Here is an 18,026-nt window from a genome sequence, read left to right on the forward strand (position 1 = left end):
GATGTTAATTACCCAACTTAAATCAAAAGATACCATTGACACGCTTATAAAAGGGAAAACCGTTATCATAAATTGTCATGGATGCAAAGAAGTCTGTTTCCCTGAACATGAAGCCGCAGAATTGCAAAAGGAGCTGTCAGCTACTGGGAACATAATGGAAGTTATAACAAGAGATTATATATGCAATCCCGACAATTTACGTTTACAGCTTCAAAAGTACATGGCTAAAATCAACGCCTCCGACATAGTGATGGTATTTTCCTGCGGTGTCGGAGTACAAACTGTCGCAGAATATTTAGAGGATAAAAAAGTGTATTCAGGTTGCGATACCTATCCGTTACCCGGCTTCCAGGGAGTTACTCCATTGGAATTCGCCTGCGGACAGTGCGGGGAATGTTACCTGAATTACACAGGCGGAATCTGCCCAATTACCGCATGCTCGAAAAGTTTAATCAACGGGCAGTGCGGCGGCTCGAAAAACGGCAAATGCGAAGTCGACAAAGATATGGATTGCGGGTGGGAACGAATTTACAGGAAGCTTGAAAAGATGGATCGGTTGGATACGTTAAACTATCCGGCGAAAGTACGTAAATTTTGGAATCCTGACGCAGATCCACCGAAAGTAGACTGATAAAATTTAGTATTGGGCTCATATTTGCTGTATTTTTAGATAAAGAAATTATGATAAGGAGCGATAAGAAATGAAACTTACTGAGCTATTTCAACGTGGGGAGTTTGTAGTTACTTGCGAAGTGGGTCCCCCAAAAGGGTTTCATATTGAACATTTGCTGCACGAGGTGGAGACCTATTTAAAAGATAGGGTGACGGCGGTTAACGTGACTGACAACCAGTCATCTGTTATGCGCCTTGGTTCTTTGGCAACATGCAAGGCTTTAAAAGATAAAGGTTTAACCCCGATATTTCAATTAACCTGCCGGGACCGAAACCGTATTGCGCTGCAGTCAGATATTTTAAGCGCAGCAATGCTTGGTATTGAGAATTTATTGCTGCTGACCGGCGACCATACCAGGATGGGTGACAATCCGCAGGCAAAACCTGTTTTTGATTTGGATTCTGTGTCGTTAATTCACATGGTTAAAAAACTGGAACAGGGCGAAGACCTCGCCGGAAACGCCCTTGAAGGAGAACCTCCCAAATTTGCCAAAGGAGCTGTTGTCTCAGCCTGCAGTGATTCTGTTGACGTTCAGCTGGCAAAAATGGAACGGAAAGTTAAAGCCGGAGCGGAATATTTTCAGACTCAGGCAGTTTATGAACCTGAAAAATTCATTAAGTTTATGGAAAAAGCCAAACAATTCGGCGTGCCGGTCATGCTTGGAATTGTAATTCCGAAAAATGCAGGAATGGCGAAGTACATGAACGATAATGTCGCTGGTATCAATGTTCCGCAAGAAATGATTGAAGAATTGAAGAAAGATAAGGAAAAAACCAAGGCCGGCATTACTGGTGTTGAAATTTCTGCGCGTTTAATTAAAGAATGCAAGCAGTACTGTCAGGGCGTACATATCATGGCCTTAGGCTGGGAGTCAAAGGTGCCGGATATTCTAGCCCAAGCCGGAATATAATCTTGTTTCAGAAAGAAATCGGTAAAATATTCTTTTAGGTTTTAATATCTTCTGTAAATATAGGAAAAAATCGGGGTAAAAGTGCTTTTGCCCCGATTTTGTTCATAATTCATTTATTATGAAAAGGGCATTTCATCAACAGCCTGATCTAAACAACATAAAGAAGGTAGTGTTTATTTTCTGAGACATTGCTTCATTATTTTTTATATTAAAAACGCTATAGAACAAAGCTGCCGATACATACCAGCAGCTTTATCCGGGGTCTATTTATATAATGATTATTATGGTAACTTTTTTATTTAACTAATATGCTATTTAACCCAACCCTGGCATATCTTTACGCCTTCTGCAGCGTTAGTTGTAAAGGCATCCGCGCCTATCTGGTCACAGGCTTCTTTTGTAACAGGGTTTCCTCCTATAATTACTTTTACACTGTCCCTTAAACCTGCTTCTTTTAGTGCATCAACTGTATCCTTCATAGCTTCAAGAGCTAAAGTCAATACACCGCTCATCCCTACAACAACAGGTTTTACTTCCTTTACTTTTTCAACAAATGCGCTGGCTGGCTGGTCTATTCCTAAATCTATTACATTGAAACCTGCAGCTTCTGACATACTCTTAAATATATTCTTCCCTATATCATGCAGGTCGCCGGCGACAGTTCCAAGTACTATTGTGCCTACTCCCGCGCTGCCTGAATTTCCTAAAACAGGCTTTAAGGTATTAATTGCATTGGTTAATAATTCTCCTGCAAAAATCAGGTCTCCGACAAAGTACTCACCTTTTTCATAGAGGTCTCCTACTATTGCCATACCGCTCTGGCAGGCGGCAACAACCTTTTGCGCTTCTTCTTCCGTAGGTTTTGTGGCTACAAAATCATTGAGCATTTCAAGAACCTTTTCTTCATCCAGTTCTCCTACTGCCGCTGTTAATACTTTTAAATCTACCATAATTTAATTCCTCCTATTATTTTTTATTTGAATTTTATTACTACATAGCAATGTTATAGTTGAAATTTATTAATTTTTTGAAGCATAAAGCGAAAATAACATTATTTGTCTTTATCTGCCCAGTTGTTCCTTTCTTTTAAGATCGAAGTTAACATATTCCTTCACTTTAAAAGGATATTTTTCACAATATGCAAGCATTTGAAAAGACAAATATAAATTAAACCCTAATTTAGCTTCTTTTAGATCCAATGACATAATTTCTTCAATCCTTTTTATTCTATAGCTTAAAGAGTTCCTATGAATATTCAAAATAACTGCAGATTGTGCTATGTCCATTCCTGAACTTATATAAGTATAAAGACTTTCAGCATAATTTGTTCCATTTTTTTCATCATATTCAATCAATTCAAGAAGTTTAGGGTCACAGTAATGTAAAAGCTCATCATGTTCTTCAATTACATAGAACATATCGTACAGATAGTATTCTTTATATTCGTAAATTTTGTACTTATGCTCATACTTTTGTCCGAATCTGATAGCAGCTAAAGATTGATAATAATGTTTTTTCATGATTGTTATATCATGAAAAACGTTACTCATTCCGGAATAGATGTAATTGCTTTCAATGAATTTCCTTAGTTTTATGTAAGTATTTTTAGTTAACATTTCTTGATTATCATTTTCGATGAAAACAATAATGCGGTTATTATATACTACCATCTTTGAATTATAAATAAGCTCAGAAAGTCTTTCCTTCAGATAATATAGTGAAAAGCTTTTTGAGGTTGATGTGTCTGTTTGCATGACTAAAACACAAAGGTTCCTCTTAAATTTCAAATCATAATACAGCATTTTACCGTCTTTATATGATGAATCCGCTGGAAGGCTCTCATTAAGCAATGACATTAAATAAGAATCAAAAACGTCGGTCACCGCATGACTGTAAGAGCTGTCCTTCATCAACTCATTGGAAATAGCACCTGCCATATATTTTATAAACTGATAATCAACTTTTGTAAAAGATTTAAAATATTCATATATGACGATATGGCCTGCAACTTTTCCTTTAATCTCCAACCGCATAGCTATCGAACGCATCTTATTAAAAGCATAATTGTGTACAACAGGTTCATTTTGACTGTAAACCTGAATGAAAGCACCCTCTTCTTTCAAACGCATTAAGCTATTATAATCCATTACATTTTGAGTGATACCTTTCCATTTTAATCTTTCTTCATCAATTTCACAGTCGGTGTAATCAAGTATATTAAAATAGAGGTCGCATATAAAAAATGGATTTTTAAGTATTTCAAACCCTGTTGCAACAATTTGTTTCAGTCCTCTTTGAGAATACGTAGCCTCCAAAAGCTCATTCAGCTTTTCAGAAAGTTCATAATGCTCTTCTTTGGTAAGCTCATCATCAATTTTAACTACATACATTTTAATAACCCACTTTGTTTTTATATTCTTATAGTAAGCCTTAGGCTTCAATGTATTTTTGAAGCCTAAGGGCTTAATTCACTTTTATATTTAAGAAATGTTATCGGTAATAAATTATTACATCATTCTAAGAATTTCTTTTATGGTTTTTATGTTTTGCTTCTCAATGATTTTAGCAATTGTTGGTTCCAGTTCCTTAATGGGATAAGAACAACTTCTAAGATATTTTTCAGCATCAGTAAAGTATTTTGATTCAAACTTTGGTATTGTGTGCTTTACTTTGTGAATTGTATCCTCTCGGTTTTCAGTCCACGTTTTTTCTCCTGCATTGCTATAAGCCCCATTATCGGCAACATAGTCAATGACCGCCTTAAGATTCTCGGGATTTGTGCTGCTTAGAGTGGTAGGTGATTTATCGAAGTTAAATATATAATTTCCGCCGGGGGCCATAACATCAAGAAGTTCTTTTGCCTTATCAATGCACTGTTGTTTTGTACCTGTCTTAAGAAGCACCGACGGATAAAGTCCATTAATTATGAATTTTTTACCCAATTTATCCTTTATAAGCTGTGGATCGCCATATTCAAACTGCAATCTTGTTCCTTGAGGCAAGTCCTGAAGGTGATCCATGTACCTGTCCCAGTTATCTTCACAGAACACACTGAATGCCTGGCCAGCTTCTGCCGTTGCATGAATGAGTTTAGACATTGTTGGATAATAATACTTTTCAAAATCCTTTGTACGCATGAATGTCGGCATGTGGCATGTCATTGTTGTGGCACCCATTGGTGTTATTACATCCGGAAGTGCATTAATCACAAACAATGGAAGAAATGACTCGGCTGCTTCAAAAACCTTTTCCGGATATCTGCGCATATCTTTACTAATACCGGTAAAGCCTCTCCCTCTGCTGGCGATAAAATCCAATGGGTGAAGACAGAAAGCCTGCTGATTAGGAGGCACAGCAAAGAATCCATACTTTGCTGAAAGCTTTCCAGCTACCATTCCGAATGCGCCCACATCATTTCCTCGGGCAGCTAATGCTGTATGCAATGTAAGTGCACGTGTAACAGGGTCATCCCCCATCTTTTCACATATGGTAGGTATTAAAGTCTCAAGGACATAATCCCATGGGGCTGCTTTAATTTTATCATAATCATCCGGTTCAATAAATACTGATTCAGGATGCTGCATGAATCCGTTAGAGCCCATTTTCCACATCCGGCTGCCTGATATTTCCGAGTATGATATAGGTCTTACTGAGTCTCCTGGAAATGTATCGACTCTTAAGTCCTTAACGAAATCATCGGCAGCTTGTTCCAATCCTTCATGTGTCCAAGCTGTTTTACCGACAGGAAGGCCTGCCTTTTCTACATATACTTCAGTGCCCATACCGATGCTTATGGGCACTCTCTTAGGAATAATCCCATTGTACAAATCGGTAAATATCTGCTTTCTTTCTTCAGCTATACTTGTCATAAGTTATTCCTCCTAAATAATTAAAATTTAATTTGAAACTCCTGTAGTTGCTGTGCTTTTTTTAGGCACGATATAAAATATAGCTATAACTACAATCAGGCTAATAAGCAAACAAATGGTTACTCCAAAAAGAGCTGTTGTCGGATTGCTGTTACCAGCAATTTTTTCCATACCGGCTACAATATATGTTGTTAAGAACTGGCTAAGATAATTTAAAATGGTGTATGTTGAAAGTAACATTGTAACTCTTGACCTATCAACAGACTGGGCAATTGTTGACCCAAACCAGGGAAGAGTCATACCGAGCGTCGACATACCGGATATGAGAATTGAACCAAAGAGAACATATAAATTTGCTGTTGTTGATAAAAAGTAGTAGCTGACTGTCGCAAGGGTCAGCGCAAGGATAAGCACTGCTTTTTTGTTTTTCTTTGCAAGTGCAGCAAAGAAAATACCACCAACAACTGAGCCAATAGTTAAGAATGCTCTTGCATATCCTGCTACAACACTATCACCAAATCCACCTTTTAGGATAACCAAGGTAAGTTTTGTTTGAATAGGGACGAAGAGCATAAACATAAATGTACCGGAAAGAACTGTTAACCATACCATAGCACCGAATGGCTTCTTTTCTTTCTTTTCTTCAGCATATTCCTTCTTTTCAGCAGGTACTCTCGGAATAAATATTAGAATTAGTACGAGGAAGACTATACCCAAGAAGAAGAGGTAAATTGGATATTTCCAACTTATTGCAGCAAGCCCACCTGCAACCAGGGAACTTATAAAGCTGACTGCTGCTGTGCATGAAGTCTGAAAACCATTGAGCTGTCCGATTTCCTGAGGATAAAGCTGAGCAATCATTGCTCTGGGGATTGATGATATTAAACCAATTGCAAAACCTGTAAAAGCTCTTGAAACTAACAACATCTCAATTGAGGTTGATGCTGAAGCTACAAAACCGCTTGCCATAAACAGGATCCATGCTACAACAAGAATGTCTTTCTTACTGAATTTCTCGGCGAGTTTAGCACTGATTAAAACTGCAGGAATCATGAAGAGGGCCGGAAGGTTTGTAATCTGTGAAAGCTGTGTTGATGTTGCACTAAAATTTGTTGAAATTGCACCAATCGCAACTCCAAATACAACAACGTTGATGTTGTAAGTACTTCCGCTAAATAGCAGTGCGACTTTAGTCATGACGTTTTTCTTTTCCATGTTTCTCCTCCTTAGATTTATTTTTACATTTAACCCATAACTTATATTTCATGTAAAATTATATATACATTTACAAAATGTTTCATCGTCAGAAAAACAAAAATTTATACAAAATTTTCGTTACTTTTTACAAAACATTCTACATATTCTTAGTTTGATACCATAAAATAGATGAGCAAAGCACAGAATACAATCATTTAAATACGTCTTGAGAAAGGGTCCCATGGAATATATGAATGTAAAGGAAATCAAAGGAAAAAAAGGCGGGAGGAAGGAAAAGTAGCATTAACATGTATTATTGTACGATATTTAGATATATATCATAAATTATACTATATATGCTTGTGAATTAATAAAGCTGCCGATACATACCAGCAGCTTTATTCGGAATCTATATAATGATTATTATGGTGACTTTTTTACATTAACAAGCTATTTAACCCAGCCCTGGCATATCTTTACGCCTTCTGCAGCGTTAGTTGTGAAGGCATCTGCGCCTATCTGCTCGCAGGCTTCTTTTGTCACAGGGTTTCCTCCTATAATTACTTTCACGCTGTCTCTTAAACCTGCTTCTTTCAGTGCATCTACGGTTTCTTTCATAGCTTCCAGCGCCAGTGTCAATACACCGCTCATTCCAACCACTATAGGTTTTACTTCCTTAATTTTTTCTACAAATGCACTTGCCGGCTGATCGATACCGAGGTCATATACTGCAAAACCTGCTGCTTCAGCCATGCTCTTGAATATGTTTTTTCCTATATCGTGCAAATCGCCGGCGACTGTTCCAAGTACTATGGAACCTATGCTTGTACTGCTGTCACTGCCTAAAACAGGTTTCAAAACATTGATTGCGCTTGTTAAAAGCTCTCCTGCAAAAATCAAATCGCCTACAAAGTATTCGCCTTTTTCATAAAGGTCACCTACAACTGACATACCGCTCTGGCAGGCTGCCACAACCTTTTGTGCTTCTTCTTCCGATAGGTTTGATGCCACGAAACCATTTAATATTTCAAGTACTTTATCTTCGTCCAGTTCTCCAACTGACGCCGTTAATACTTTTAAATCTACCAAAACAATTTCCTCCTAATATATTATTTTTATGGCACGTATAATAAACACCTTGTCCATTAATCAAACACTGTATTTATTGAGTTAATAATTGCCAGTGGATGGAGCTTAGCATAGAATCTTTTAAACCTTCCAATCCTTCAGGAAGTTTCCATGATTCATCGCTGCGAACCAGCTCAATGAGTTCATCAAATGTTCTTTCTTCCATGCAATCATACACCCCTTTCTAAAATTTTGTTACAGATAGGTTTTCCTTTTGATAATTCATGGTTGATAGTTCTTAATATTTTCCGTTTTCGTATACATACTCATACACATCAAGGAGATTTTGATTTATATCTCCCGGGCATACCCATGTCCTGTCTGCCGTAAATATAAACGCATTTGTATGAGCACACTCGTCAATAACACGTTTGGCATAATCAATATTTACCTGCTTTGAACACGTTCTCAGCCTTGCTAAATTACAGCCGCCGGCAATTATCTGCCAGTCACCTATTTTTTTGGACATTTCAATTGTATCGTCATTATCGCAGTGTATAATAACACTATCTTTTGGAATATCCCTGAAATAATCCATAAACTTAAGCCAGCTTCCTTCAGCGCTGAAATAGAAAATTTGACCGCTCTTTTTACAATTCTCAATAGCCATCTTGGTATATGGCCAGTAGAGCTCTTCAAATTGCTTTGGGCTTAAATAGGTAGGAATGTGGGGCCAATTTGTTACAAATGGATAGGTGCGATCTATTTTCTCTAAACGGTTGCTATTTGTCTGCCAGAGATGATCGCAGGCCTCTTTGACCTCACCCTTACGGCGCCTTAAATCTATAAGGCAGCCCTGAAAACCTCTAAAATGGTCAAAAATCGAATCAAGGGGATTTTGAAAAAGATAGCCCAGATTCATAGTTGTAACAGCATATTTTTCTCTAAGTGCAGCTGCCATATGAGGACCTAAAATAATATTGCTGTAGATACTATCATCAACTAAAGTTTGGATTGCTTTCACTGCTTTTTTTGAATCCCCTACATAAAGAAAAGGATACTTGCGCTTTACCATAACATCTTTCACGAATTTGTTTGCATCTTTAATAAGCAGAGGATATTCATCTTCCTTCATAAAAGATTTCTGTACATGTTCAATGGTAACACCGTCAGGGCCGAGATAATTCTGGGTATTTTCTCCAAGAGAAGCTCTGCTGTGTATCGAGTAGTTAACTCTAAGAGCTATGGAACAATCACAATAAAGATCGTCAAATGCTTTTAAAAAAGCATCCGTGCATTTATCTATGTCTTCCTGAACTTCTCTTAGTGTTTTTCCTGCGTAATGTACAAGAGCTGCGCCTGAATGAGCCAAAGTGGGAATATAGTCATGCTTTTCCCTTCTTACTGTTTTAAGTAAATTTTCTTCCCGCTCTTTTAAAAGTTCTGATTTTGGGATGCTTTGCTCCCGAACCCTCCTGTTTGTTGTAATATCCATATAAACAACTCCTTTTTATGATTTTCATAAACGATGGTTACAACCAACCCCGTACAATTACAAGTTTCTTTTGTACGCTTTCTGAAATTTATATCTTAGCCAATACTATTTGCAGACGGCTCCGGTGATTCGTCTGATTTGCGCAATTTACTCCCAAGTTTAACAGCCGTTAACATTAGAAACATTGTTGCGATACACATCGCTGCACCTAAATACATAGGTATGGTATATGCTCCGGTTAAATCGAATCCGAAACCATAAAAAGGCGCAGCAAACCCAAAGGCAAGATTACTTATACCGCCAATCAAAGAGTAGATTTCACTGAAGTATTTTTTACCGAATATTTCCGTTACCATTAATGGCGGTATGAGCGTATTAATAGGTACTCCTACGGAAAATACAATCAATGCTGCGGCGGCAAATGGAAAGCCTTTAATAAACGTAAACATAACCAAACCTATAGAAGCTATAGTTAGGGTTGCAATAGTCGCTACACGAATTCCAAAATAATCATTTAGTGAGCCGACCAGGATTCTGGCACCGAAACCTGACAATGAAAATACTGACATAAGAAATCCTGCAGAAGCTGCTAGGCCTATCCCCGATAAAAATGCAGGTATATGTGCATTTACTCCCGTTATACCTATCATGCCTAATACTATTCCAATAGTGACCAGCCAGAATGGAATTGATTTTATAGCATTTTTATATGTAACTCCTGTTAATACCTCTTGTGGCTTAGTTTGTGTACTGCCGATTTCTTCAGCTCCATATGGACTTAAGCCGGCTTTGGATGGATGGTCCTGTATAAATAGGGTAATTAAAATTCCTACAATTAATATGGTGGTTCCCAGGATCAGATATATCTTTTGCCACCCTAATGTAGGAGTAATAGATGCAATGATTGGATTCATAATTGCAGCGGCTATACTTCCAAACCCCATTGTTATTCCCAAGGCAAATCCTTTCCTTTTTACAAACCAATTATTGACGACAACTGAAGCAGGTAATATTGTGCAACCAGGCAAAAATCCGCCAACGAATACAGCAATTATGTAGAAACCGGTAAGCGTTGTGCACTGACTGTAGAGAGCCATTGCAATTCCGCAAACAACGCTGCTGATACTTACCATAGGCTTAATTCCTATCTTAGGAAGATATTTCCCCCATATTGGCATGGTAAATCCGCTGATTATACCCTGTATTCCTATATATAGCGTAAATGCTCCGCGTTGAAATCCTAACTCCGAAGTTATAGGCTGTATTAAAAAAGATGCCATTCCGCCCATCATAGTCAGCAAAGCCATACACAAACAACCTACAGCCATCATCAGCCATGCCTTATGAAATTTGCTTGTCCTACTATTTTCGGACATAAATTATTACCTCCATTCATCTTATTTTTAACTTTTAAATTATGAGCAAATTATGTTTCTTCAAATTGGTAATAATTTTTGATTTTCACAACCATATTTCTTCACCCTTCCTGTAATTATTTATCCAGCAATTATTTACATCTAATATTGTAAATGCTGTAATTACTTCAGGGTCAACAAAAAACTTTTTTAAGAAAATTGCATTTATAAATCTAAGTATTTGCTTCGAAAACTTTTTCACCAGGAAAGGGCAATTATTAAAGAATTACTCTGATAAGCATATTCGGATGGCTTTATTGTATTTTATAGTTATCCGTTGTATTTTATGGACATCCATAATCTCATAATATATAATAATCTCAACAAATATTCGAATGACCGGATTTTAAAGGCATACTCTGTATATACTATAGACTTTAAAAGGAGGTCCAATCATGGGTTATAAAATAGGTGATGTATCAAAATTGTTAAATATGCCAGTGGAGACCATCCGTTATTATGAGACAAAAAATATCATACGCCCATATCGCCTGGAAAATAGTAAATATCGAGTTTATGAAACATGGGATATATTTTATCTGATGCAATGCATGAAGTATAAGAGTTTCAACCTGTCATTAGAAGAAATTGCCCAGGTAATTAATAATGGTTCCTTGCAGTATATCCTTGATAAGATAAACGAAAAGGATCTTGAGATTCGTGAAAAGATTAGCCATGATACACTTTTAGCTGAAAAATTAGAAGAGTTAATAAAAAAACTTGAGACAATCACGCTTAATCAAGGCAATTATTGGATACAAAAATTGCCGGAGAGATACTATCTTTATTGCGTGGAAAGCGATGGCGATAGTTATAATGACTTTGATTTGTCCAACCCCCTATTCTCGCAATGGCTTCAATACTATCCATTTGTTACTGCTTGTAAACATACCTCAATCCATGACTTTTATAATTATTTGAATCGTGAGAAATGGTCACTCACAATAGAAAAAAAATATGCAGAAATATTTAAATTAGCAATAAATGAATATGTAAAAATTCTACCGGAACAGGTATATATTACTACGATTGTTAATGCCGGAGAAAAGGGTGAATTATCTGTGCAGCTATTGGAGCCGGCCATATCATATACGGAGAGTAAAGGTTACAAAATCTCCGGCGACATTCTTGGGGAATTGTTGGTACGTACCCATGAAAGCGGAAAATATCACCGTTTTTTCGAACTGATGATACCTATTCAGAAGTAATATAATATGAAATTCAAGGGGTTTAAACCATCTTCTTACTCTATCATCAGCGCATTTTTAATTTTTCCAGTATTTACCTTATCAACATCCAAAGCTATAGTATCTCCAACCTCTTTTAAAACTGCAAGCTGATTATCTTTTATATTTAACATGAAATAATCATCATATGATCTCAGCTTGATATAGTAGTAAGTCGTCCCATCTATTGCAGCTGTCTTGATGGCTTCTATTATTCCGGTTATGCGCTCGGTTTCGGTTTCTGATACATCCATGCTGTTATTTTTTAAAAGCTCCCTGTATTTTTGCTGGGTGCTTTGTATTGTGTCGCCGGTGGCGACAATTTGATACTTTTGAACATTCACCATCCCATACATTTTAACCAAACCTCCATCATCCTTTAAGGCCATCATATAAGTAGGCTGGCCTTCGATCTTCAATAGCAACGGAAATGTTGCCTTATAGCCCAAATGTTGAACCATACCCTCTGCACTGCTCATAGCAGAGTATTCTTCTGCTCCGGAGATGGGATAATAAATGGTTTCCTTCGTTCTCTTATTGGAGAGTATAAAACCGATATTGCTTTCATCCCTCCCGGCAGAAGTCACCCCGGTATATATCCAGCTGTCATTGCTCTGTGGAATATAGTTGTAACCGTCTGTTGTTACTTTAACTCCCTTTTGTCCTAATACTGAGTTCCAGTATCCGTTTTGCAGGCTTCCATAATCATCGTATTGCGAAATGATCAAATCTGAACTGTAGACATTATCTACCCAATCGGGTATCTCTTTAATCGAATATTTACTGATTTCTCCCGTTACGGCATTAACCAGGAGAACATAATCTATATCTACACCTCCAAACAGGCCTATTGTATGCTTTTCAACAGCAACTATCCAGAAAGGGTTTCCTGACTCATCAATTTCAAAATTATAGCAATTAAAAACAGCTGAAGGATACCTTATCCTTAAATATCTTTTCAAGTCTCTGCCGAAAAACTCACTTGGACTATATTTTATCCCCTCCTCCAGCCTGACCAGTTCTGCTTCCTGGGTCATCATATCTACTTTTATATATCCCGGCGTTCCGGCATTTTTATTATTATTCCACTTAAAAAAACTTCCATAGTATAAAGGCGATACGCGCACTGATTTCCCCTTTAAGGTTATCTGCACATTTTGTCCAAGCTCAAACTGGGATACTACATCAATAAGACTGCCAAGCTCCCTGTTGCTAATTTGGATAGCAGAATCCCTGTCAAGCAAAGGAACGTTGCCTAAGGTTGCCTGATAGGTTGAAAAATCAACCTCTCTTATATTATCCCTCATCAAATTGGCATAATCCGATGAATTAAATAACCTGCTGCTTGCAAAGCTCATGATGACAAAAATCAATAAGGATAGACCTAAAGCAAAGCCTCCTGCAGTCACAATAGTTTTATTATTATCGAAGCCTGAAATACCGGCTATGATTAACAATGCTTCAAATAACGAAAGCAGTATAATTACATACCACCAAAACCCGGCTGATTTAAAACTTAAGGCAGGCAAGGCAAGATAATATAATATTACCCCGGCAATTGCTGTGATTATAATTGGAATTAAAGCTATTTTTCTATTTCTCTTCAAGTTATCACCCTTTTCTTAGGCTTAGCGGCTATTAATCATGTTAAACATCAATCACTGCACCTAATCAAATTATTATAAGCCCCTTCTACAATAGTATTTACATCTTTTTTTATTGTATAAAGCCAGGTGCTTTTTATATGATCTTCAAATTCTGAAAATCTACTCTTCATCTTGCGGCGATGTAATTATGCAGCCGGGTATTTATTTCTTCATTGCTCTTGGGACTTCTTATTTCTTCTTTTGACTACGTCAGATATTAACGCTAAAATTATTGTAGGCAGTTTTTTACATAAATTGCTGGCTTATGTCACAGTATGAATTTGCAGGTGATTTGAATGGAAGATTATGTTAGGGTAGAAGTCATCGCCAAGGATAGAGTGGGGATAACTGCAGAGATATTGAGCACCATTTACAAGTTCAATATAAACCTTATTTCCGTGGAAGTGTTCCCCAAAAGGGCATGTATTAAAATGGAGTCTATAGAAGAAGAAAAAAAAGAATCATTAAAAACAAAGCTCTATGAGATTGAGGATATAGAAAGAATTAATGATATGGAGCTTTTGCCTCATGAACAAAGCGAAAGAAGGCTTCATGCAATAATGGATTCTGTTGATGAGGGCATAATTGCAGTCGATAAAAATTTTAGTATAGAAATATTCAACAGCTATTGCGAAAATGTATTCCACTATAAAAAGGATGAGGTGATAGGAACCGATATAAGGAAGCTCACAGGTGAAAATGCCCCTGTGGCAGGCCTTATAAAAAATGGCAGAGAATATGACAATATTGAATACAGAGTTAAAAACGAAAGAGGAGAAAGCCATTACCTGACCACAGGAAGAGCGGTGAAAGATGATAAGAACAGGATTTTAGGTGCAGTTGCATCTATAAAGGACATCGGCAAAGCCATAGAGCTTGTAGCGGCAGTTTCCTCCGTTGAGGAAACTGCATTTAAGGATATTATCGGAAACAGTGATTTGATTGACAGAGTAAAAAAGGTTGTAAATGCCGTTGCTAAAAGTGATTCTACAGTGCTCTTCCGCGGAGAAAGCGGCACCGGCAAAGAATTGTTTGCGAAAGCTTTGCAAAATCTCAGCAATAGAAAAAACAACAGATTTATCACTATAAACTGCGCAGCACTCCCTGAAAATCTTCTGGAAAGCGAGCTCTTCGGATATGAAAAAGGAAGCTTTACGGGGGCTTCGAGCAATGGCAGGGAAGGATTATTTAAGGAAGCAAACAATGGTACTTTGTTTCTGGATGAAATAGGCGAGCTTTCACTGGCACTGCAAGCCAAACTCTTGAGGGTCCTCCAGGAAGGCGTCATAAGGAAAATAGGTAGCAACAAAGAAGAAAAAGTGGATGTAAGGATTATTGCCGCAACAAACAGAAATCTGGAGAAGATGATAAAGGACCAGGCATTCCGTGAGGATTTATATTACAGGTTAAACGTAATACCCATTTATATCCCCCCCCTCAGGGAAAGAGTTGAAGATATTCCTCTTCTTGTAAGATTTTTCATAGATAGGCTGAATAAAAGGACCAACAAAAAAATAAAGGGAGCTGACCTTGACTTTACAAACAAGCTCATGGAATATGATTGGCCGGGGAACGTCAGGGAGCTTCAAAATGTAATTGAGAGGTCCATGAATCTATGCCAGGGAAATACTTTGAATACCGGCTGCCTGATTTTAAATTTTGAAGACATGCATAAGGAAATATTAAATGATATAAAACCTGAAAACAGCTTGAAGCTTTCTGAGATAGTTGAAAAGAGTGAAAAGGAAGCCATAATAAGAGCGCTGAATGAGACCACAAGTATCAGAAAGGCGGCAAAGCTTCTGGGGGTTTCTCATACCACAATAGTAAATAAGATTAAAAAGTACGATATAAACTGGAAAGAATAATTTCCATCGGTAAGGATTCGTTACACCATTTTACGAATAATGGTTCAGAATTTTTACATCCATTCAAAGTATGCTATAGAAAGATCATACTCAAAAGATAAAATTGATATGGTTAGCATCGACTTGTATCTTAAATTCTTATTTTTATAAAATAAAGAAAATATTTATATGTATTGAAAAGACAAGGAAAGCTTGTCTTTTTTATATACATACGGATATTTTAACCTTTGCTGTTTTTAAAATTATCGGCTGTCTTTAACATTTTTGGCATATTTATTGCAAATATTATTAATAAGATTACGTTTCGAATTACTTTTAAATTATATAGTATTAATAATTTGAGGAGGAAATGGGATGAATAAGGAGCAACTAAAAAACATGGGTTTTGCAACAAAGGCCATACATGGCGGAAAAAAGAAAGATCAATATGGGGCGCTTTCAACGCCTATTCATCAGACATCAACTTTTATATTTGATTCTGCTGCTCAGGGAGCCAGAAGATTTGCCCTTGAAGAGGATGGATATATATACACAAGGGTGGGAAATCCCACAAATGCCGTACTTGAAGAAAAGATAGCTATACTCGAGGGCGCAGAATCGGCAGTAGCAACCGCATCGGGGATGGGTGCAATATCGTCGGCATTCTGGACGATTTTGAAGACGGGAGATCATGTGGTGGCTGCAAAGACGCTTTATGGCTGTACATTTGCATATTTGAACCATGGATTGACCAGATACGGTGTAGAAGTGACATTCGTAGACATTACGGACCCTGAAAATGTACGAAAGGCCATGAAGAGCAACACAAAAATAGTATACTTAGAGACACCGGACAATCCCACTCTTCAAATTACCGATATAGAAGCAGTATCGAAAATTGCCCATGAAAAAGAAGGCTGCATGGTTTTAGTAGACAATACTTTCTGCACTCCATATACCCAAAGGCCGCTGGAGCTCGGTGCCGATGTGGTGGTACATTCAGGCACCAAATTTTTAAACGGACATGGTGACGTTATATCCGGATTTGTAGTGGGCTCGGCGGAATATATAAAACTGGTAAGGCTCTTTGGAATAAAGGACATGACAGGTTCCTGCCTTAGCCCCTTTGACGCGTATTTGATGATAAGAGGCCTTAAAACACTGGATATAAGGATGGAAAAACACTGTAAAAATGCCATGGAAGTCGCCAAATTCCTGGAATCCCATCCGGCAGTCGAGAGAGTATATTATCCCGGCCTTGAAAGCTTCCCGCAATATGAATTGGCAAAAAAACAAATGAGCTTGCCGGGAGCCGTTATTGCATTTGAAGTAAGAGGCGGGGTAGAAGAAGGTAAAAAGATAATGAACAGCGTTAAATTATGCACGCTGGCAGTCAGCCTTGGAGATGCGGAAACCCTCATCCAGCATCCGGCATCAATGACCCATTCGCCTTATACAAAGGAAGAGAGGCTGGCAAGCGGAATAACCGACGGCCTAATAAGGCTTGCTGTAGGCCTCGAAAATGCCGAAGATATTATCGCAGACCTAAAGCAAGCGCTGGATTTAATTACATTTTCTGTCTAAGCAAGCATCCTTGATTGGGCCGCTTTCTTATCTTTCATATTTTATTTAACTCTCTACGCGTAAAACCTAAATTAGGAATGCCCCGGGGGCATTCCTAATTTGCAATTGACTTATAATTTAGCTATTTCTTGTATGCATCATACAATATGCCGAGGTAATTCGGGAACTCAGTAGCCGTTGCGCCCGATACCGTGTCGGCAACGGCCCAGGCGCCATCACTTGTCTGTTTGATCTCGCCCTCTATGACACCGTGCTTGAGGAAGAAATCTTCGGTCTTTTTAATGTTGGGCATCCAGTTATCCCAGTGTTGACATAACCGCTTGGACTGACTTTCTCCCTTAGCCAGAGGATCCTTGCCATTCGCCTTGGTCGTAAATCTGCTTATGTCAACCTTCTCAAAGCTATCGCCGGATTTTTTCAGAATCCAATAGTTTCCGGCCCGCATCTGCTCAAAATACCAGCCTATATTCGCTTCATCGGTATCAAAATATTTGACTATATCGTCTATTCCTTCTGCGGAATAAGTGACAAAACCGTCCGGTTTTAACACTGCCGTGAATACCACATCACCCACCTGGATGTATTTAGCAAATTGGTTTTCCGCAGGATCACCATGGAGTTGAGCCAATCCTGTCAAAATGTTCTCATCACCCAGGGCAGCCTTCTCTTGATCGGTGATTTTATTCTGACTGAATTGCCCCCAGGAAATCGGGGAATTGAGTTCATCAATCTGGGCAGCAACAATTTTATCGCCTTGGAGAGTTACTTTCCCTTCAACTGTATAATAGCCGTTGTTGTGAGTGTGGTATGCATACTTGTCTACCGTTTTTGCCTCTGTTGATGTAGGCTTGTCTGATGGTGCAGGCGCTGTTCCTTGCGAGCAACCGGCAATTCCAAGGCATATTGCCATCAGTACGATTGCCAAAATAAACAACCTCATTTTCTTCATTAATACAACCTCCTCAATTATTGTTTGTTAAATATTTTACAATATTATTATAATTCATAAATTTCAATTTGTTTTCAAAGATAGCCCAAAGGTTACTTTTTATCTCTGCTTATCTTTGGCCTTAACTTTTAAAGTATAAAAAACTGC

General features: G+C 37.8%; 15 protein-coding genes. 5 read left to right on the forward strand and 10 right to left on the reverse strand.

The window, feature by feature from the left end:
• The first annotated feature begins 1 nt into the window (after position 1).
• Together OXPF_RS12365 and OXPF_RS12370 are read left to right on the forward strand one after the other, a co-directional pair.
• Positions 2-631, forward strand: a complete 630-nt coding sequence (locus tag OXPF_RS12365; protein ID WP_054875513.1) for a methylenetetrahydrofolate reductase C-terminal domain-containing protein — start codon at positions 2-4, stop codon at positions 629-631.
• A gap of 70 nt (positions 632-701) precedes the next feature.
• Positions 702-1,583 (forward strand): methylenetetrahydrofolate reductase, encoded by an 882-nt coding sequence (locus tag OXPF_RS12370; protein WP_054875514.1) that lies wholly within the window; start codon positions 702-704, stop codon positions 1,581-1,583.
• A 311-nt stretch (positions 1,584-1,894) separates the two neighbouring features.
• On the opposite strand, the gene OXPF_RS12375 is transcribed toward OXPF_RS12370, so the two are convergent.
• The 8 genes from OXPF_RS12375 to OXPF_RS12405 form a co-directional block, all read right to left on the reverse strand.
• The gene (locus OXPF_RS12375) at positions 1,895-2,533 is read right to left on the reverse strand and encodes a cobalamin B12-binding domain-containing protein (RefSeq protein WP_054875515.1); all 639 of its coding nucleotides are present in this window, start codon (positions 2,531-2,533) and stop codon (positions 1,895-1,897) included.
• 111 nt (positions 2,534-2,644) lie between these two features.
• Positions 2,645-3,973 carry a PucR family transcriptional regulator gene (locus tag OXPF_RS12380; RefSeq protein ID WP_054875516.1) on the reverse strand — a complete coding sequence of 443 codons (1,329 nt, stop codon included), beginning with the start codon at positions 3,971-3,973 and terminating at the stop codon, positions 2,645-2,647.
• A gap of 117 nt (positions 3,974-4,090) precedes the next feature.
• The gene (locus OXPF_RS12385) at positions 4,091-5,452 is read right to left on the reverse strand and encodes a uroporphyrinogen decarboxylase family protein (protein WP_054875517.1); all 1,362 of its coding nucleotides are present in this window, start codon (positions 5,450-5,452) and stop codon (positions 4,091-4,093) included.
• A 27-nt stretch (positions 5,453-5,479) separates the two neighbouring features.
• A complete protein-coding gene (locus tag OXPF_RS12390; protein ID WP_054875518.1) occupies positions 5,480-6,667 on the reverse strand; it encodes an MFS transporter in 1,188 nt (395 codons plus the stop codon).
• 432 nt (positions 6,668-7,099) lie between these two features.
• Complete coding sequence (locus tag OXPF_RS12395; RefSeq protein WP_054875519.1) at positions 7,100-7,738, reverse strand: cobalamin B12-binding domain-containing protein; 639 nt, start codon at positions 7,736-7,738, stop codon at positions 7,100-7,102.
• Positions 7,739-7,811: 73 nt separating this feature from the next.
• Positions 7,812-7,943, reverse strand: coding sequence for a hypothetical protein (locus tag OXPF_RS23395; RefSeq protein ID WP_278308396.1), 132 nt, complete (start codon positions 7,941-7,943; stop codon positions 7,812-7,814).
• 72 nt (positions 7,944-8,015) lie between these two features.
• On the reverse strand, positions 8,016-9,212 hold the full coding sequence (locus tag OXPF_RS12400) for a uroporphyrinogen decarboxylase/cobalamine-independent methonine synthase family protein (protein ID WP_054875520.1): 1,197 nt from the start codon (positions 9,210-9,212) through the stop codon (positions 8,016-8,018).
• A 95-nt stretch (positions 9,213-9,307) separates the two neighbouring features.
• Positions 9,308-10,588: an MFS transporter gene (locus OXPF_RS12405; RefSeq protein ID WP_054875521.1), complete on the reverse strand. Its 1,281-nt coding sequence runs from the start codon at positions 10,586-10,588 to the stop codon at positions 9,308-9,310.
• A 434-nt stretch (positions 10,589-11,022) separates the two neighbouring features.
• Here OXPF_RS12405 and OXPF_RS12410 point away from each other — a divergent pair, with 434 nt between their 5' ends.
• Positions 11,023-11,835: a MerR family transcriptional regulator gene (locus OXPF_RS12410; protein ID WP_054875522.1), complete on the forward strand. Its 813-nt coding sequence runs from the start codon at positions 11,023-11,025 to the stop codon at positions 11,833-11,835.
• 35 nt (positions 11,836-11,870) lie between these two features.
• On the opposite strand, the gene OXPF_RS12415 is transcribed toward OXPF_RS12410, so the two are convergent.
• Positions 11,871-13,460 (reverse strand): hypothetical protein, encoded by a 1,590-nt coding sequence (locus OXPF_RS12415; protein WP_054875523.1) that lies wholly within the window; start codon positions 13,458-13,460, stop codon positions 11,871-11,873.
• Between the two features lie 335 nt (positions 13,461-13,795).
• Here OXPF_RS12415 and OXPF_RS12420 point away from each other — a divergent pair, with 335 nt between their 5' ends.
• Together OXPF_RS12420 and megL are read left to right on the forward strand one after the other, a co-directional pair.
• Positions 13,796-15,367 (forward strand): sigma 54-interacting transcriptional regulator, encoded by a 1,572-nt coding sequence (locus tag OXPF_RS12420; RefSeq protein ID WP_054875524.1) that lies wholly within the window; start codon positions 13,796-13,798, stop codon positions 15,365-15,367.
• Positions 15,368-15,721: 354 nt separating this feature from the next.
• On the forward strand, positions 15,722-16,930 hold the full coding sequence (gene megL, locus OXPF_RS12425; protein WP_054875525.1) for a methionine gamma-lyase: 1,209 nt from the start codon (positions 15,722-15,724) through the stop codon (positions 16,928-16,930).
• 121 nt (positions 16,931-17,051) lie between these two features.
• On the opposite strand, the gene OXPF_RS12430 is transcribed toward megL, so the two are convergent.
• Positions 17,052-17,879, reverse strand: coding sequence for a hypothetical protein (locus OXPF_RS12430; RefSeq protein WP_054875526.1), 828 nt, complete (start codon positions 17,877-17,879; stop codon positions 17,052-17,054).
• Positions 17,880-18,026 lie beyond the last annotated feature (147 nt).

This window comes from Oxobacter pfennigii (genome assembly GCF_001317355.1).
GTDB classification, from domain to species: Bacteria; Bacillota; Clostridia; order Clostridiales; family Oxobacteraceae; genus Oxobacter; species Oxobacter pfennigii.

Excerpts from the sequence above, each read along its gene's own strand:
- OXPF_RS12365 (WP_054875513.1), top strand. The coding sequence starts at position 2 with ATGTTAATTACCCAACTTAAATCAAAAGATACCATTGACACGCTTATA.
- OXPF_RS12370 (WP_054875514.1), top strand. The coding sequence starts at position 702 with ATGAAACTTACTGAGCTATTTCAACGTGGGGAGTTTGTAGTTACTTGC.
- OXPF_RS12375 (WP_054875515.1), bottom strand. The coding sequence starts at position 2,533 with ATGGTAGATTTAAAAGTATTAACAGCGGCAGTAGGAGAACTGGATGAA.
- OXPF_RS12380 (WP_054875516.1), bottom strand. The coding sequence starts at position 3,973 with ATGTATGTAGTTAAAATTGATGATGAGCTTACCAAAGAAGAGCATTAT.
- OXPF_RS12385 (WP_054875517.1), bottom strand. The coding sequence starts at position 5,452 with ATGACAAGTATAGCTGAAGAAAGAAAGCAGATATTTACCGATTTGTAC.
- OXPF_RS12390 (WP_054875518.1), bottom strand. The coding sequence starts at position 6,667 with ATGGAAAAGAAAAACGTCATGACTAAAGTCGCACTGCTATTTAGCGGA.
- OXPF_RS23395 (WP_278308396.1), bottom strand. The coding sequence starts at position 7,943 with ATGGAAGAAAGAACATTTGATGAACTCATTGAGCTGGTTCGCAGCGAT.
- OXPF_RS12400 (WP_054875520.1), bottom strand. The coding sequence starts at position 9,212 with ATGGATATTACAACAAACAGGAGGGTTCGGGAGCAAAGCATCCCAAAA.
- OXPF_RS12405 (WP_054875521.1), bottom strand. The coding sequence starts at position 10,588 with ATGTCCGAAAATAGTAGGACAAGCAAATTTCATAAGGCATGGCTGATG.
- OXPF_RS12410 (WP_054875522.1), top strand. The coding sequence starts at position 11,023 with ATGGGTTATAAAATAGGTGATGTATCAAAATTGTTAAATATGCCAGTG.
- OXPF_RS12420 (WP_054875524.1), top strand. The coding sequence starts at position 13,796 with ATGGAAGATTATGTTAGGGTAGAAGTCATCGCCAAGGATAGAGTGGGG.
- megL (WP_054875525.1), top strand. The coding sequence starts at position 15,722 with ATGAATAAGGAGCAACTAAAAAACATGGGTTTTGCAACAAAGGCCATA.
- OXPF_RS12430 (WP_054875526.1), bottom strand. The coding sequence starts at position 17,879 with ATGAAGAAAATGAGGTTGTTTATTTTGGCAATCGTACTGATGGCAATA.